14 protein-coding genes are annotated in these 14,107 nt (G+C 39.2%); 12 read left to right on the top strand and 2 right to left on the bottom strand.

Annotated elements, in window-relative coordinates; translation table 11 throughout:
- The first annotated feature begins 678 nt into the window (after positions 1–678).
- From FN756_RS07075 to FN756_RS14765, 12 genes are all read left to right on the top strand, one after another.
- Positions 679–1,350, top strand: a complete 672-nt coding sequence (locus FN756_RS07075) for a GNAT family N-acetyltransferase (RefSeq protein WP_142602867.1) — start codon at positions 679–681, stop codon at positions 1,348–1,350.
- Between the two features lie 127 nt (positions 1,351–1,477).
- The gene (locus tag FN756_RS07070; protein WP_221929036.1) at positions 1,478–2,665 is read left to right on the top strand and encodes an argininosuccinate synthase; all 1,188 of its coding nucleotides are present in this window, start codon (positions 1,478–1,480) and stop codon (positions 2,663–2,665) included.
- A gap of 86 nt (positions 2,666–2,751) precedes the next feature.
- Positions 2,752–3,756, top strand: a complete 1,005-nt coding sequence (argC, locus tag FN756_RS07065) for an N-acetyl-gamma-glutamyl-phosphate reductase (RefSeq protein WP_142602759.1) — start codon at positions 2,752–2,754, stop codon at positions 3,754–3,756.
- A gap of 10 nt (positions 3,757–3,766) precedes the next feature.
- Positions 3,767–4,909: an aspartate aminotransferase family protein gene (locus FN756_RS07060; protein WP_142602757.1), complete on the top strand. Its 1,143-nt coding sequence runs from the start codon at positions 3,767–3,769 to the stop codon at positions 4,907–4,909.
- An 85-nt stretch (positions 4,910–4,994) separates the two neighbouring features.
- Positions 4,995–5,963 carry a Rossmann-fold NAD(P)-binding domain-containing protein gene (locus FN756_RS07055; RefSeq protein WP_142602755.1) on the top strand — a complete coding sequence of 323 codons (969 nt, stop codon included), beginning with the start codon at positions 4,995–4,997 and terminating at the stop codon, positions 5,961–5,963.
- Positions 5,964–6,019: 56 nt separating this feature from the next.
- Complete coding sequence (gene argB, locus FN756_RS07050) at positions 6,020–6,841, top strand: acetylglutamate kinase (protein WP_142602753.1); 822 nt, start codon at positions 6,020–6,022, stop codon at positions 6,839–6,841.
- Between the two features lie 65 nt (positions 6,842–6,906).
- Positions 6,907–7,728, top strand: a complete 822-nt coding sequence (gene proC / locus FN756_RS07045; protein WP_142602751.1) for a pyrroline-5-carboxylate reductase — start codon at positions 6,907–6,909, stop codon at positions 7,726–7,728.
- Between the two features lie 86 nt (positions 7,729–7,814).
- Positions 7,815–8,876, top strand: a complete 1,062-nt coding sequence (locus tag FN756_RS07040; RefSeq protein WP_142602749.1) for a M20 family metallo-hydrolase — start codon at positions 7,815–7,817, stop codon at positions 8,874–8,876.
- Positions 8,877–9,004: 128 nt separating this feature from the next.
- Positions 9,005–9,823 carry a class I SAM-dependent methyltransferase gene (locus FN756_RS07035; RefSeq protein ID WP_142602747.1) on the top strand — a complete coding sequence of 273 codons (819 nt, stop codon included), beginning with the start codon at positions 9,005–9,007 and terminating at the stop codon, positions 9,821–9,823.
- Between the two features lie 102 nt (positions 9,824–9,925).
- Positions 9,926–11,257, top strand: coding sequence for an argininosuccinate lyase (argH, locus tag FN756_RS07030; RefSeq protein ID WP_142602745.1), 1,332 nt, complete (start codon positions 9,926–9,928; stop codon positions 11,255–11,257).
- A 163-nt stretch (positions 11,258–11,420) separates the two neighbouring features.
- Positions 11,421–11,573: a hypothetical protein gene (locus tag FN756_RS14455; protein WP_185955210.1), complete on the top strand. Its 153-nt coding sequence runs from the start codon at positions 11,421–11,423 to the stop codon at positions 11,571–11,573.
- On the top strand, positions 11,539–11,706 hold the full coding sequence (locus tag FN756_RS14765; protein WP_142602743.1) for a type II toxin-antitoxin system RelE family toxin: 168 nt from the start codon (positions 11,539–11,541) through the stop codon (positions 11,704–11,706). Before FN756_RS14455 ends, FN756_RS14765 begins: the two co-directional genes overlap by 35 nt.
- A 46-nt stretch (positions 11,707–11,752) precedes the next feature.
- On the opposite strand, the gene FN756_RS07020 is transcribed toward FN756_RS14765, so the two are convergent.
- Together FN756_RS07020 and FN756_RS07015 are read right to left on the bottom strand one after the other, a co-directional pair.
- The gene (locus FN756_RS07020) at positions 11,753–12,424 is read right to left on the bottom strand and encodes a phosphatase PAP2 family protein (protein ID WP_142602741.1); all 672 of its coding nucleotides are present in this window, start codon (positions 12,422–12,424) and stop codon (positions 11,753–11,755) included.
- Positions 12,421–14,010, bottom strand: coding sequence for an ArnT family glycosyltransferase (locus FN756_RS07015; RefSeq protein WP_142602739.1), 1,590 nt, complete (start codon positions 14,008–14,010; stop codon positions 12,421–12,423). Before FN756_RS07015 ends, FN756_RS07020 begins: the two co-directional genes overlap by 4 nt.
- Positions 14,011–14,107: the final 97 nt, after the last annotated feature.

Raw genomic sequence — 14,107 nt, 5'->3', positions numbered from 1 at the left:
CAAGTGCAGTTATTATGCCATGTTTTCAATCTGATCTCTGGTCATCAGCAGCCTTAGGAATTGCTTCGCAAAGCGATGTATCCTTCTTGTGGCTTTGACCTAAGAATTTAACAAAAACTGACAATATTCAAATATTATAAAAAGTATTGAGAATAATACCACGGTTTATTATAGCAAAAACCCAGTTTTTACACAACGAATAGAATACCCATTCTATTGCAACATGGATTTGACCCGATAAATAATTGCCATATTTATAATTCTCATGACCCATAATTAACAATTTGACAATAAATTATCTTTTCAATGTCAACTATTCGAATTAATGATTTTTTATTTTTCCTTTTTCAAATTAAAATTTGAATATTTGTCATTAGCATAATTTATTTTTTTCAAAACGTCATTTATAAATTAATGAAAAAACAATTTTTATCATACATCAGTGCTATGATAAACATCTCGAAAGAGATGGTTTTTTCTACGTTTCCGAACGTAGTTTTTGTCGCACCCGCTCCCGTAATTTATTTCCCGCGACGCTGATGCGTCCATAGCCACTTCGACCACTTACGTAGCGGTCATCCTCTGAGCCTATACTATTATTCAAGAACCTTACTGAATAAGCTTTTTAAATTGTTCAGTAATGTTTCATTTTTTTGCACTTATTTGTCATTCAACACAGTGGAAATTACTGATTTTAATATAATTGTTGCAGGAGAGCAACACATCGATTTTTCTGAACAGATTGTTAATGAAATGGAAGAGTCGGCTAAAGCACGTGGCACCGGTATCGCTAAGCGTTCACCTGAATATGTTGCTACCAAAATGCGGGAGGGCAAATCAGTCATCGCGCTACACAAAGATGGATCCTGGGCAGGCTTCTGCTACATTGAAACCTGGAGCCATGGTAAGTTTGTGGCGAATTCCGGACTTATTGTTAGCCCTAAGTACAGAAAAGCAGGACTTGCAAAAGCCATCAAAGAAAAAATATTCGAACTCTCGCGAGCCAAATATCCGGATGCTAAAATCTTTGGTCTTACTACAGGTTTAGCGGTAATGAAAATCAATTCCGATCTTGGTTACGAGCCGGTTACTTATTCTGAACTAACTGACGACGAAGAATTTTGGAAAGGATGCCAAAGCTGTGTGAATCATGATATTTTAATGGCTAAAGGCCGTAAAAACTGTCTGTGCACCGCTATGCTTTACGATCCTACCGATAAAGTAAAGCCAAAAGAAAGTGAGCCTGAAATTTCTCATGAAGAAAAAATTCAAAAGGTTACTCACAAAGCTAATTTGTTTAAACGCATTGAAGAGAAATTAAAGTCATTCAAATCAGTTAGCATATTTTAAATATTGATTGAGCATTTTTTATTCGTTAAAATGAATTTAACTCATCCTATACAACGCAAACAATCTCACGGAAAAAGTCTTCCTGATCACTAAAGCGTTATATATATTTTACTCCCTAAACTCCATAATGAAAAAAGTAGTATTGGCATTTAGCGGCGGATTAGATACATCCTATTGCGCCGTTTACCTTTCGAAGGTAAAAAACCTTGAAACTCACGCTGTAACTGTTGACACAGGTGGTTTCAGTAAAGAAGAATTGCTTCAAATTGAAGAGCGAGCGCTTTCGCTTGGTGCTAAAACCTATAAATGCATCAACGAAATTGACAATTACTATAATAGTTGCATCAAATACCTCATCTACGGCAACGTTCTAAAAAACAACACCTATCCCCTTTCCGTAAGCGCTGAACGCATTGCTCAGGCATTGGCCATTGCTAAATATGCAAAAGAAATTGGCGCTGATGCTATTGCACACGGATCAACCGGAGCCGGCAATGATCAGGTACGTTTTGACATGGTATTTCAAATCATATGTCCAGAAATGGAAATTATCACTCCAATTCGTGACATGAAACTTTCACGTGAGGCTGAAATCGAATTTCTGGCAACACATGGCGTAATTTACACTGCAGAAAAGGCCAAATACTCAATTAACAAAGGCATCTGGGGCACTTCAATTGGAGGTGTTGAAACCCTAACCTCAAGCGGATTTTTACCGGAAGAAGCATGGCCGACTCAAGTAAGCAAAGCCGAGCCGGAAAACATTATTCTTCACTTCGAAAACGGTGAACTGAATGGCATTAATGATGAGAAATTCGAAAGACCTTCTGAAGCAATTTTAAAACTTACCGCCATTGCTGCTCCATTCGGCATTGGTCGCGATATCCACGTTGGGGATACCATCATCGGCATTAAAGGCCGCGTAGGCTTTGAAGCATCGGCCCCTTTGATCATCATCAAAGCTCATCATACGCTGGAAAAACACGTGCTCACCAAATGGCAATTATATTGGAAAGATCAATTGGCGATGTTCTATGGAAACTGGTTGCACGAGGGCCAATTGCTTGATCCAACTATGCGTGACATTGAAGCATTCTTAACCAGCACACAACAATTTGTAACCGGCAAAGTGTTCGTTTCGCTAAAACCTTATCAATTTATGGTAACCGGCATTGAAAGCGACCATGATTTAATGAGTGCCAAATTTGGCAGCTACGGTGAAATGAATAACGCATGGACCGGTGACGACGTAAAAGGATTCACCAAAATATTCGGCAATCAGGTGAGTATTTATCATAAAGTAAACAATTTATAGAATTGAGATTTTAGTATTGCGTACTGAGAATTAGCGATAAACCCATTCTCTCACTCAATACTTCTCTCATTGAATTATTATAAACAATGAGCAAAAAAATACAAGTAGGCATAGTAGGTGGCGCGGGTTATACAGGAGGCGAACTGCTTCGTATCCTGATTAATCACCCTGATACTGAAATTGCCTTTGTACATAGTAACAGTAACGCTGGAAATTATATTTCAGATGTTCATACTGATTTATTAGGCGATACTGATCTAAAATTTGCAGACAAACTATCTGATAACATTGATGTGCTTTTCCTTTGTGTTGGACATGGTGATGCAAAGAAGTTTATGGTAGCTAATGACATAAAAGAACATATTCGCATTATCGATCTAAGCCAGGACTTTCGACTGAAGAGCCATTCAGATCAAGCTCAAGACTCCGGACTTAAGACACGAGATTTTATTTACGGCTTACCGGAACTTCAGCGTGAAGAAATCAAATCGGCACAAAATATTGCCAACCCGGGTTGCTTTGCCACCTGCATTCAGTTGGCTTTATTGCCTTTAGCCGCTAAAGGTTTATTGAATGAGGAAGTACATATTTCAGCTACTACAGGTTCAACCGGAGCAGGGCAATCGTTAAGTTCGACTTCACACTTTAGCTGGAGAAATAATAACCTTTCGGTGTACAAAGCTTTTGGGCATCAGCATTTAAAAGAGATCACCCAGAGTGTAAAACAATTACAAAACAGTTTTAAGAAAGACATTAACTTCATTCCGTACCGTGGTGATTTTGCCCGAGGAATAATGGTTTCGGCTTATACTGAGTTTGAAGGATCACAAGAAGACGCAGAAAAACTTTACAGCGACTATTATGCATTACACCCTTTTACGCATGTTTCCGATAAAAACATCGACTTAAAGCAGGTGGTAAATACCAATAAGTGTTTAGTCCATGTTGAAAAACATGGAAATAAACTAATGGTGTTGAGCATCATTGACAACCTGTTAAAAGGAGCGTCGGGACAAGCAGTTCAAAACATGAATTTGATGTTTGGATTGGATGAAAAAACAGGACTAAAATTAAAACCGGTAGGATTTTAAACTTAAAAAAATGAACTTATTCGATGTATACCCCTTATTCCCACAAGAACTTGTAAAAGCTGAAGGCTCTTACGTTTGGGATGAGAAAGGAAATAAATATTTAGATCTCTACGGAGGTCATGCCGTGATTTCGATTGGTCACACGCACCCGCATTATGTTAAACTGATCAATGATCAATTAGGCAAAATTGGCTTTTACTCTAACTCGGTACAAATTCCGATTCAAAAGGAATATGCAACCAAATTAGGTGAACTTACCGGCGGATACGATGATTATCAGTTATTCCTATGCAACTCAGGTGCAGAAGCAAATGAGAATGCCTTGAAACTGGCTTCATTCCATACCGGACGCAAAAAAGTAATTGCTTTTAGCAAAGCCTTCCATGGCCGTACTTCTGCAGTGGTAGCAGCTACTGATGATAAATCGATCATTGCTCCTATCAATGAAACCGACAACATCATCTTCCTGCCATTCAATGATGAAGCTGCACTAGAAGCTGCCATGAATAATGAAATCGCAGGGGTAATTGTTGAGGGGATTCAAGGAGTTGGAGGAATTCAAATCCCAACCGATTCTTTCCTTCAAAAGATAAGATCACTTTGTGACAAATTCGGAGCATTGATGATTTTGGATGAAATTCAATCAGGTTGCGGGCGTTCGGGCAAATTCTTTGCTCATCAACATTCAGGCGTTAAAGCAGATGTTATTTCGATGGCAAAAGGAATGGGCAATGGATTCCCGATCGGGGGAATTATCATCGCTCCTCATATACAAGCCAAACACGGAATGTTAGGCACCACTTTTGGCGGCAATCACCTTGCTTGTGCGGCGGCTATTGCCGTTTGCGATGTAATCAAACAAGATAATTTAATTGAGAATGCTGCTGAAATTGGCAACTACTTAATGAACGAGTTGAAAAAATTTGATGCGATTAAAGAAGTGCGTGGTTACGGATTAATGATCGGTATTGAAATGGAGAATTATGCTGACGTTCGCAAGGCATTGATGAATGAGCAGTACATATTAACAGGTGTTTCAGGCAAACAAAACACCATTCGCTTGCTGCCGGCATTAAACATCACAAAAGCAGAAGCGGATCATTTCTTAAAAGCATTTGACAAAATAATAACTAAACTAGCTGTAACAAATTAAAATATAGATTGATTGAATGAGTGAAGGATAGAATGTTCGGACTTCTTATCTCATATCTCATACCTCACTTCTCATATCTCATTATATGAAACAATTCACATCTGTACATGATGTCGACAGCCTAACTAGATGGGTAAACGACGCAATTGCCATTAAACAGAATGCTCAAGGATTTGAAGATTATGGCGACCATAAAACGTTAGGTTTAGTCTTTTTGAATCCAAGTTTGCGAACTCGCATGAGCACTCAAAAGGCCGCGTACAACCTGGGAATGAACACGATGGTGATCAACATGGACAAAGAAGGCTGGGCGCTGGAGATGAATGACAATGTGATCATGAATGGCCGCTCGGTTGAGCATATTAAAGAAGCAGCTGCAGTTTTAGGTGAATATTGCGATATTTTAGGCATTCGCTGCTTTCCAGGGCTTCAAAACAAAGAGGAAGATTATAGCGAAGAGGTTTTGGAAAAGTTCATTAAGCATTGCGGTGTTCCGGTAATTTCATTAGAAAGTGCAACTCGCCACCCCTTACAAAGCTTTGCCGATTTACTTACCATCAGAGAACAGGCAACAAAACCTAAACCTAAAGTAGTGTTAAGTTGGGCGCCACATATTAAAGCCTTGCCTCAGGCCGTTCCTAACTCGTTTTCAGAATGGATGTGCCGGGCGCAAGAAGAGGGTCTTGTTGAATTTGTGATTACGCACCCTGAAGACTATGATCTTGCAGAAGACTTTACCAAAGGTGCAACTATTACGTATAATCAAAATGAAGCCTTAAAAGGCGCTGATTTTGTGTACGTAAAAAACTGGTCGAGCTACACTGATTATGGTAAAGTACTTACCATTGGTGAAGACTGGATGATAACCAATAACAAATTAAAACTTACCGATAACGCTAAAGTGATGCATTGCTTACCTGTTCGTCGTGGCTTAGAGCTAGCCGATGAAATACTCGACGGCCCCAATTCATTGGTAATTAAGCAAGCGGGCAATCGTGTTTTTGCTGCTCAAACAGTATTAAAGAAGATTTTAGAAACGAATTTTACAAGATAAGCCTCTCTCCTACCCTCCCCGGAGGAGAGGAAGATACAGGCTGCAAACATATTTGTATGAATAATACAACTGAAACCAGCCCTTCCCTCGAGGGCGGGGAGGCTCTTAACATCATAAAAGTAGGCGGAAACATCATTGATAACGAAGAAAAACTGACATCTTTCCTTGATGATTTTTCAAAATTAAAGGGACTTAAAGTACTGATTCACGGTGGCGGAAAAGTCGCAACTGAAATAAGCAAAGGCCTTGGAATTGAAGCACAAATGGTTGATGGCCGACGAATTACCGATGCAGAAACCCTCAAAATCGTCACAATGGTTTACGGCGGTTTAATCAACAAGCGGTTAGTTGCTCAACTTCAGGCTCGTAATAATAACGCGATAGGCTTAACCGGTGCTGATGCCAACATTATTCCTGCTCATAAACGTCCTGCAAACCCAATTGATTTTGGTTTTGTTGGAGATGTGGAAAAAGAAAAAATGGATGGTAAAACCCTTGCTTTACTTTTAGAAAATGGAATGGTTCCTATTTTGGCTCCGCTCACCCATGACCAGCAAGGCAACATGTTAAATACAAATGCTGATACCATCGCCTCAACAGTAGCTGTATCGTTATCGAAAAAATTTAATGTGAACCTTATTTATTGCTTCGAAAAAGAAGGCGTATTAAATGCCGAGGATAACGTGATTGGGGAGATCACAAAATCTTATTTCGCGAAGCTAAAAGAAGAAGGTGTGGTAGTTGCAGGCATGATCCCTAAACTGGATAATGCTTTTGAGGCCATTAATCAGGGTGTAAAAGCGGTTTACATTATGCATGCTGATGGATTATTGAATTTAATAAATGAAGGCATCAGTACGGGCACGTTAATAAAATAATCGTGCAGAGAGTAGTTATCAACCACCTTGTAAAGAAGAGATAAGAAACTACAAAAACAAAAAATATGTCAACCGAAAACCTCAAAATCGCCATTCTTGGCGGTGGCAACATTGGGCTAGCCTTAGCCAAAGGCTTAGTGCAATCTGGTCAGTACACAACTGGACAAATTACCATTACACGCAGAAACCTTGGAGCTTTGCAGCCCTTTGCTATGCAGGGCTATGTTGTTTCAAGCAATAATGCTGAAGCGGTAAAAAACGCTGATATTATTGTGTTAGGGGTACTTCCTCAACAACTTAACGGTTTGTTGGCCGAAATCAAAGATTCAGTAATCGAGCAAAAACAACTGGTTATTTCATTAGTTACCGGTGTTTCTATTCAGGATATTAAAGATAATCTGGGAAAAGCTCCAGCCGTTGTTCGTGCTATGCCCAATACGGCCATTTCTGTGGGTCAATCGATGACATGTATTTCGTATGATGGTGCTACAGGAGATCAAAAAGCATTAGTGAACTCCATTTTTGAAACCGTTGGAATAACGCAAGAGATCAAAGAAGAACTTATGACTTCAGCAACTGCTCTTTGTGCTTGTGGTATTGCTTTCTTTCTGCGCTCTATTCGAGCCGCAATGCAAGGGGGCGTTGAAATTGGCTTCCATTCGGAAGAAGCATTAAATATGGCGGTACAAACTGCGAAAGGCGCTGCGGCATTATTGGCACGAGAAGGCGCTCATCCTGAACACGAAATTGATAAAGTAACTTCACCTAGAGGCTGTACCATTGCCGGCCTAAACGAAATGGAGCATCAGGGCTTTAGTTCGGCGTTAATTAAAGGGATAAGAACATCTGCGATAAAGGCCGGCGGATTATATTCGAAAGATTCGTAAATAAAGTTATCTGTTCTCAGCTAATGGTTAATAGTTAATACTAAAACCTAAATCAGATAACCAATAACGAATAACACTAATAAAAAATGACTGACCATTATAAAACCGATGCGATAGAACTGCTAAAAAAGCTTATCTCTATTCAATCGTTCAGTAAAGAAGAAAACAGTACGGGAGATAAGCTGGAGGCGTTTATGAAAGAGCGGGGCGTTCACACGTTTCGAAAAATGAACAATATTTGGGCCTTTAATAAAAACTACAACCCGAATAAGCCAACGGTGTTATTAAACTCACATCATGACACCGTAAAGCCCAACAAAGGTTATACTAAAGACCCTTACTGCCCAATCGTTGAAGATGGCAAACTGTTTGGCTTGGGCAGCAATGATGCCGGAGGTTGTCTTGTTTCACTCCTTGCCACTTTTTTATATTTCTACGAGAAAGAAAATCTCAAGTATAACGTAGCTTTTGCAGCGTCAGCAGAGGAAGAAATATCGGGACATAATGGCATCGAATTGATTGTTCCGGAGCTAGGCCCCATTGAATTCGCTATTGTTGGGGAACCTACTCAAATGCACCTGGCTATCGCCGAAAAAGGTTTGATGGTTTGCGATTGTGTATCACATGGAAGGTCAGGGCATGCGGCACGTGAAGAAGGCGAAAATGCCATTTACAAAGCGCTTAAGGACATAGAATGGTTCCGCACCTATCAATTTGAAAGAGTTTCACCTTTCTTAGGTCCGATCAAAATGAGTGTTACCGTTATCCACGCGGGCTCACAGCATAACGTGGTGCCCGATCGTTGTGAATTTGTGGTTGATATTCGTGTAACAGATCAATATACGCATGAAGAATTATTGGAAACGATTAAAGCCAATGTTAGCTGTGATGTTGTTCCACGGTCGATGCGTATGCGCTCCTCCTCTATTTCTGATGAACATCCAATAGTAAAATCAGGTTTGGAGCTAGGTCGCACTACATACGGGTCCCCAACCACTTCTGATCAGGCTTTAATTCCCGTTCCTTCCTTAAAATTAGGACCAGGAGATTCAGCCCGTTCGCATACGGCCGACGAATACGTTTATTTAGCTGAAATTGAAGAAGGAATTGATCTTTACATTCAGATTTTGGAGAAAGTAATTCTTTAGAAGGTTGAACGAGCGGTGGTACGACTTTAAGTTCATGCCACCGCTGTGCAAAAGGATCCTTCGTACCTCAGGATGACACGCTTCTCTTTGATATTTGTTAACTTGGTATAGAACTCAAATCTAATTCAATGCTGAAAGAAAAATACTTGCATGGCTTTTCTGCTACAGAGCAAGACCGACTTCGCAGGCAAGCCCGATTTCTTGAAAATTATGTGTATTCAGATATTGATTTGTCAGAAGTAGAAAACCTGCTCGAAGTGGGTAGCGGGGTGGGTGCTCAAACGGATATTTTATTACGCAGATTTCCGAATGCTCAACTCACTTGTATCGACTTCTCCGAAACGCAAATTGAAACAGCAAAACAATCTCTGGCTGACAATCCGATTGCAAAAGATCGCTATGAAATTATGCAAATGGATGCCACAGATATGGATTTTGACTCAAAAAACAAGTTCGACGGCGCGTTTTTATGCTGGGTTTTGGAACATATTCCCAACCCCTTAAAAGTTTTGTCGGAAATACGAAGAGTGTTGAAACCGGGTAGTGTGGTTTACTTAACAGAAGTACTTAATTCAAGTTTTTTCCTTGATCCGTACTCGCCGAACACCTGGCAGTATTGGATGCGTTTTAACGACCTTCAGTACGATATGGGTGGCGATCCGTTTATTGGTGCAAAACTTGGCAACATGTTACAAAGCGTGGGTTACACCAATATTCAAACTACTGTTAAAACCATTCATCTTGACAATCGTAATCCTGCAAAAAGAGCAGAAATGATTAATTTTTGGGCAGATTTATTAATGAGCGGAATGCCGAATCTGATCGATTCAAACTACGTTGATCAGGGAACTGCCGATAGAGTTAAAGAAGAAATGAAAGCCGTTGCCAAAAACCCGGATGCGGTGTTTTTCTACTCATTCATTCAGGCAAAGGCATATACGTCCTAGACCATTGTTAATGGTCAATAGACTAAAATTGATACAATAAGTAAACTATGGCCATCGACTATGGACCAATAAAATCACAATACTCATTACACAATACCAATTATGAAGCTTTGGGCTAAAAATACAGACGTACAAAAAGAAGTTGAACAGTTTACCGTTGGAAATGATCGTGAATTAGACATGTACTTGGCACCTTTCGATGTGTTGGGATCGCTGGCACATATCACCATGCTGCAGAGCATTGATTTGTTAAGCAAAGAAGAGCTTGAACTACTGAAGAAAGAGCTGGTAAAAATTTATGGAGAAATTGAACGCTCTGAATTTAAAATTGAAGAAGGCGTTGAAGATGTACACTCGCAAGTAGAATACCTGTTAACACAACGTATCGGCGAAGCCGGCAAAAAAATTCACAGCGGCCGTTCACGTAACGATCAGGTTTTGGTTGACATCAAGCAGTTTTTGCGTTATGAGCTAAAGCAAATCGTAGGTTCAACCAAACAGCTTTTTGATACCCTGCAAAGCCTAAGCGAAGAGCATAAAGACAAATTATTACCCGGTTATACGCATTTGCAAATTGCCATGCCTTCTTCCTTCGGATTATGGTTTGGCGCTTATGCCGAAAGCCTTATGGATGACATGGAGTTTTTACTGGCTGCTTATAAAGTGGCGAACAAAAATCCTTTAGGCTCAGCCGCTGGATATGGTTCATCCTTCCCCTTGAACCGCACAATGACCACCGAATTATTAGGCTTCGGAGCTTTGAATCACAATGTAGTTTATGCCCAAATGACGCGAGGGAAAACCGAAAAATTGGTTGCCATGGCATTAGCTTCGGTTGCTGCAACATTGAGCAAGTTCGCTTATGATGTGTGTTTATATATCAACCAGAACTTTGGTTTCATCAGTTTCCCGGATCATTTAACAACCGGATCCAGCATTATGCCACACAAAAAGAATCCTGATGTTTTTGAACTAATTCGTGCCAAATGCAACAAGCTACAAGCCTTACCAAATGACCTAACCTTGCTTACCAATAACCTTCCTTCAGGCTATTTCCGTGATATGCAGGTAACCAAAGCGGTAATTGTTCCGGCTTTCCAGGAACTGGAAGATTGCTTGCAGATTTGTAATTACATGCTTCAACACATTACCTGCAAGGATGGTATTTTAAAAGACGAAAAATACAAATACCTTTTCAGTGTTGAAGTAGTAAATAACCAGGTGCTTGAAGGCGTTCCTTTCCGCGAAGCGTATAAAAATGTGGGCCTTGCTATTGAAGCAGAAAACTTCAAAATCCCTGAAAGCATACACCACACTCATGAAGGTAGTATCGGCAATCTTTGCACCGCTCAAATAAAAGCCGAAATGGAAAAGGTGATTAAGGAATTTGATTTTGAGAAAGTGGAGAAAGCAATTGAGAACTTGTTGAAGTAGGCAAATCGAGACAAAAAGAATCAAGAAACAAGCATCAAGAACAATATTGAAACGCTCACTCATTCAAACTTAAAATCCAAATGAGCTGTTGCTCAGGATTTGAAATCCCGAACAACAGCGTCGTATTAAGATTGCAAATCATAGATTTTAAGTTAATTGCATTATGAAGGGTATAAATTATATAACTGATGATGCTGGGAATAAAACTGCCGTTGTAATCGACTTGAATTTATACAGTGAAGAATTAGAAGAATTCATTGAGGAGTTAGAGGCGCAATCTCGTGTATCAGAACCGAAAGTTACCACAAGGTTGTAAAAAACTAAAAGGATTTAAAGATTTATATAGAATCCGAGTTAATGATTATCGAATTATCTATCGTATCGAAAATCAAATCGTAACTATAGAGATTTTGAAAATCAGACATGGAAAAGATATTTATAAATTCTAGGAATATCAAACCACACTCATTCGAATTTAAAATTCCGAAAAGCATTTTATCTGGCAGTAATGTCTTTTCCTTCTCTATCACTCATGCGTTTGAAAACAGGTTTCTGAATTTTAATCCTGATTTTAGAAACGAAAAGTATGCAGCCAAACGTTGCAATTACACCTATTAAACTCCCCATGATTACATCCAATAAAAAATGCTGAGCTAAATAAATGCGGGAGTAACCTACTAGTGCGGCCATAAGCGCGTAAACAGCTCCGAGGTGTTTATCCTTTGAAAAATAAGTACAAAGCATGGCTATGCTAAAGGCAGAAATCGAATGCCCGGAAGGGAAACTTCCGTAACTGTGAACCACTACTCCGTTAACAAAATGCAATAGACGATCGTCGTTAAAGTAGGTTTTAGGACGCAAGGTATGCGGAAAAAGCTGGTGTTTTATTAAATTGGCCAGAATAGTGGTTATCACCAAAGTTAAAAAAGTTAGCCATGACCTTTTTCGGTCAGTGAACAAATAGGCAATAATCAGTATTCCGAAAAAAGTGCCATCGCCTACATAAGTAAAGTATTTGAAAAATTGGTCGGTCCAACCCGTATGTGCTCCGTTAATTAATAAAAATGACCCTGCGTGCCCTTCAGCCAGGTAAAGAATAATGGCGGCTATTAAAAACAGGAGATAAGCCACCAGGAAGAATCGTAGCTGTATGATAATTGCTTTCATAATTTATGTTGCATAATTATGGTTACCGGCGTTTCAAAAATATCTTTCCCCTTAAAGACTGTTTTGGCGCCAATTGATTGCAATTCAGGATTCAGACTTTCCCTGCTAATGAGTATATAATCAGGATGTATTTTAGTGAAGGCTTTCAACTGAGCTGTATCATCAAACAGTTTAACGGGTTTGTTTAAATAGAAATTATATCCGGGGTTATAAATCTTATAGGCCACCAAAGGCTTGTTTTCGTTCAGTAGTGCTAAACTTTTATTTACCGGATTTTGATCATATACCACAGGGTAAATCCATCCAAAAAAAACAAAAGCCATCAACATAAACGAACCACTAACTGCATATACTGATTCTCGTAAATTACCTTTCTGATAGAAGTAAAAACCTAAAAAAGCTCCTATCGGGAAAATGATAAAGTAAACGGAAAGGTTAGCTAACAGACTGATTGGAGGCTCATTCTTGAGTACAAAATAGATGGCCACAGGTATCGCCAACATTAAAATGAATAAAATAATAAATGGCATTTTCATTGACCCAGAGTATTCTCTACTTGTCCAGCTGTGTAAAAAACTGCCAAACAATACAGCATAAAAAGGGTATGCAGGCATTGGGTAATTAGGAAGTTTAGTGTTTGATACTGTAAAAAAAAGCAAGAAAACCACGGAAACAAGGGCACTGAATTTTATAAATGGGTTTTGCCAAAAAGCCTTTACATGCTTAACGGTTTGTACTATGAATACGGAGAATGGAAGAAAGCCTGCAAAAATAAAGATGGCAGTTAGTAAGAAAAATCCACCATGACCTTCTTTTGCGCTCATAAAACGGTTAATGTTATGTTCGAATAAAAACCCCTTCACCCAGGCTCCATCTGTAGCCTTATAGACTGCATAATACCAGGGCAAAGCCAATAACAGCACAATGGCCAAACCAATAAACGGCTGAAGTTGCAGGAGCTTTTTTAGACTGAGTTCTTTTTCCAAAATCAGATAAAACAGAACGATCAAACCAGGAACAACAATAGCAACGGGGCCCTTGCATAAGATTCCAAAACCGATGCATGAATAAAAAAGCCACACGTATTTTTTCTCCGCGGTTTGCAAAAAAGTAAACACCGAAAATAACCCGGTGCTTATCAAGAAAATCAGGTATGGATCAGGAACCGACAAATGCATTTCTAAAGTAAAATGAAGAGAAGAAAGCAATACCAAAACAATAAAGAATGCTTTCATTTCTCCCAGAAACTTCCTTGAAAAAAAATAAGTAACCAGCAATGTACCAATACCAAAAATGGCCGAAAAGAAACGTGCGGCAAACTCATTTACTCCAAAAATCTTATAAGCAAGTATCATGAAAAAGTAATGAAAGGGAGGCTTATCTGTTCGGAGTTCCTGATTAAAGGTGGGCACAATCCAATCGCCCCGTTGCATCATCTCACGGGCGCATTGAGCATTCTTCGCTTCGTCCAATATATAAATGGGCGTTTTACCCAAATGTGGAAAATACAGCAGTACAGCCAACAAAAGAATAATGGTAATATTTATACCATTTCTGTTATCTGCAATGATTTTTTCTGCGACCATTATAGTAAGATGAATGATAAAAAAGTCAAGAATAAAGATTAATCCATTGCAAAGCTGTCAGTTAAGAATTAGGAAATTGCTAACCGATAATGAACAA

The sequence above is a fragment of the Solitalea koreensis genome, assembly GCF_900182575.1.
Classification (GTDB): domain Bacteria; phylum Bacteroidota; class Bacteroidia; order Sphingobacteriales; family Sphingobacteriaceae; genus Solitalea; species Solitalea koreensis.
Note: the sequence above shows the minus strand (reverse complement) of the source record. Positions and strands in the feature narration are given on the sequence as shown.

Bases quoted from the DNA above. Each gene is read 5' to 3' on its own strand.
- FN756_RS07060 (WP_142602757.1), top strand. From the start codon at position 3,767: ATGAACTTATTCGATGTATACCCCTTATTCCCACAAGAACTTGTAAAA.
- FN756_RS07040 (WP_142602749.1), top strand. From the start codon at position 7,815: ATGACTGACCATTATAAAACCGATGCGATAGAACTGCTAAAAAAGCTT.
- FN756_RS07020 (WP_142602741.1), bottom strand. From the start codon at position 12,424: ATGAAAGCAATTATCATACAGCTACGATTCTTCCTGGTGGCTTATCTC.
- argB (WP_142602753.1), top strand. From the start codon at position 6,020: ATGAATAATACAACTGAAACCAGCCCTTCCCTCGAGGGCGGGGAGGCT.
- argH (WP_142602745.1), top strand. From the start codon at position 9,926: ATGAAGCTTTGGGCTAAAAATACAGACGTACAAAAAGAAGTTGAACAG.
- FN756_RS14455 (WP_185955210.1), top strand. From the start codon at position 11,421: ATGAAGGGTATAAATTATATAACTGATGATGCTGGGAATAAAACTGCC.
- FN756_RS07070 (WP_221929036.1), top strand. From the start codon at position 1,478: ATGAAAAAAGTAGTATTGGCATTTAGCGGCGGATTAGATACATCCTAT.
- FN756_RS07055 (WP_142602755.1), top strand. From the start codon at position 4,995: ATGAAACAATTCACATCTGTACATGATGTCGACAGCCTAACTAGATGG.
- proC (WP_142602751.1), top strand. From the start codon at position 6,907: ATGTCAACCGAAAACCTCAAAATCGCCATTCTTGGCGGTGGCAACATT.
- argC (WP_142602759.1), top strand. From the start codon at position 2,752: ATGAGCAAAAAAATACAAGTAGGCATAGTAGGTGGCGCGGGTTATACA.
- FN756_RS07035 (WP_142602747.1), top strand. From the start codon at position 9,005: ATGCTGAAAGAAAAATACTTGCATGGCTTTTCTGCTACAGAGCAAGAC.
- FN756_RS07015 (WP_142602739.1), bottom strand. From the start codon at position 14,010: ATGGTCGCAGAAAAAATCATTGCAGATAACAGAAATGGTATAAATATT.